Origin of the sequence: Acidiphilium sp. (genome assembly GCF_049977125.1) — a bacterium.
Lineage (GTDB): Bacteria > Pseudomonadota > Alphaproteobacteria > Acetobacterales > Acetobacteraceae > Acidiphilium.
This window is the reverse complement of the sequence record NZ_JBMFGY010000341.1, coordinates 1-1867: the sequence shown is the minus strand read 5'-3', so window position 1 is coordinate 1867 and position 1867 is coordinate 1. Positions and strand designations below refer to the sequence as shown.

General features: G+C 58.4%; 4 protein-coding genes. All 4 read right to left on the bottom strand.

Features of this window, described 5'->3' with window-relative positions; genetic code table 11:
* On the bottom strand, positions 1-251 hold a 251-nt coding region (locus tag ACP5E6_RS18895), incomplete at its 3' end, for a hypothetical protein (RefSeq protein ID WP_427957007.1).
* The gene (locus tag ACP5E6_RS18890) at positions 248-1162 is read right to left on the bottom strand and encodes a hypothetical protein (protein WP_427957006.1); all 915 of its coding nucleotides are present in this window, start codon (positions 1160-1162) and stop codon (positions 248-250) included. The genes ACP5E6_RS18890 and ACP5E6_RS18895, both read right to left, overlap by 4 nt.
* A gap of 1 nt (position 1163) precedes the next feature.
* Positions 1164-1667: a siphovirus Gp157 family protein gene (locus ACP5E6_RS18885; RefSeq protein ID WP_427957003.1), complete on the bottom strand. Its 504-nt coding sequence runs from the start codon at positions 1665-1667 to the stop codon at positions 1164-1166.
* The coding region (locus ACP5E6_RS18880; protein ID WP_427957001.1) for a hypothetical protein at positions 1664-1867 on the bottom strand (204 nt) is incomplete at its 5' end. The genes ACP5E6_RS18880 and ACP5E6_RS18885, both read right to left, overlap by 4 nt.

Sequence of the window (1867 nt, the reverse complement as noted above, 5' to 3'; positions counted from 1 at the left end):
ATACGTTCAATAAACCCGCTTGATTCCAGCCATTTTAAGAAGGCATCGCAATCTGGATCGTCTATATCTTCCCAAGGTTCGGGCTTCCATTGCGCTAAATATTCCCTGATCAACCTGTCCCCATTGAACGGTTTGAGTGTGCGAAAAGGACCATGGGCTTGCTTATCGCTGTATTCGCCTTCGTTAATAATGATCATGCTTCCGATTGGTAGCGTGATCGTGGTTTTCGGTGGCTCATATTGGTCGGTCATGCCGCGACCTCCACGCTCTCAGCGGCGTCTCGCAGTTCGTTCAACACTTCCAGCAACCGCGCATGGTTTTCCATTTCGCCGGCAGCTTCCAGATCAGCGAAAAGCGGCCCCGTTGCGCGCTCGAGTTTCATGTATGCCTCTGGCGTCCGGGGCGCGTTCAGAATGCGCTCCACGGCCGCGTTGACGCGCGTGGCAAGGTCTGGTGGTGCCGCTTCGGCGTCGGGATCAGGCGCGGTTCTTGGCGTGCTAGAGCGCCACGGAGATGTGACCATGCCAGGTAGGTCTTCCGGTATATCCATCGCCTCTTCGGTGGTGATCAGTCCCTTGAGCGCGTCGGCATAAGCGTCGCGAGCCGCAAATCCGCGCGCGCGCATCTGAAGCATCCGATCGGTGTACGATGTCCACGGTCCAGCTTTCCCCCATAGCCCAGCCTTCTTTGCGTCTGCGACCGAGAACCGTTTTTCGACGACGTCCCGCCCGCGCCGCTTGATCTGGCAGACCGCCGCGCGGTTTTCACCTTCGCCCTCATAGTATTCACGGACGTTTTCGAGCGACGGCTGCGACACGATCAGCGCCCAAAGCCCATCACCCCAAATGCTTGGCCGGCCGTTGATTACTGCGATGCACTGCAACGATTGCATTCGGCGCAGGCCAAGCTCAGCCCCCATATCCACGGCGACCATGATCGCCTCCGGGTTTCCGATATAGTCCTTCGGGACCATTTTGGACTTAGACGCCCTCTCTGCCCAGCGCCACAGATCGGCAAAATTGTTGATTTCGATCGGTCGCACCCGCGACATGGTTTCGGTGACGCGGCGCTCCATCCCGTCAAGGATCTGTTCGAGCAGGTTCGGATCGGCGGCCGGCGCATCGCGTTCGATCGTTTGGGTTGTTTTTGCAGATTGGCTCATGTCATTTCACTTTCAGGATTAGGACCGGCATGCCGTTGGCGAGTTCCGCCCCGGTGATGACGACGCCTTGTTTCAAATCTTCGGACAATTTTGATCGGTCGATTTTCCGTTCCGTGACCACGTATTCATCGGGTATCGCCGCATCATCCGTGATGACGATCCCGGCGCGTGGCTTGCCAATCGAAGCGGTATAATCCGGCCGCACCCGCTTCGTTTCGCCCAGCACATCCATGACCGCGAAAGAGACCCCGCGCAGGGCATCGCGACGCGCCTCGAACCGCTTCCGTCGCGCGGTCAGGTCTTCAATCCGGGCCTTTGCAGCATCGGCCAGTGCGTCGTTTTCGAGCGCTGCGCGGATCACGCCATCGAGTAGCGAGTCCACATCAGCCTCGGCGGTGAAAAGATGCGCCAAAATATCCTCGTCGGTCTCGTGCTCAATCCGGGCGCGGGCCGATTGCAGCGCGGACATGGCTTGTTCGAGACGGAACCCGGATGGATTGCTCATGTGAACAGGCACCATGCGGTCAGGATCAGCAACAGAGCCGCGCCGATCGTGCCCATCGCTGCGTTTTTCACGCCGGTCCAGAACCGGCTATCGACTGCTGAGCGCTCGATCTGGCGCTCGGTGGGGTCAATAAGAATGACGGGGATCATGGCCACACCCGATAGATTGTCCAGAGCAAAAACACATAAACTGCGCCAAGG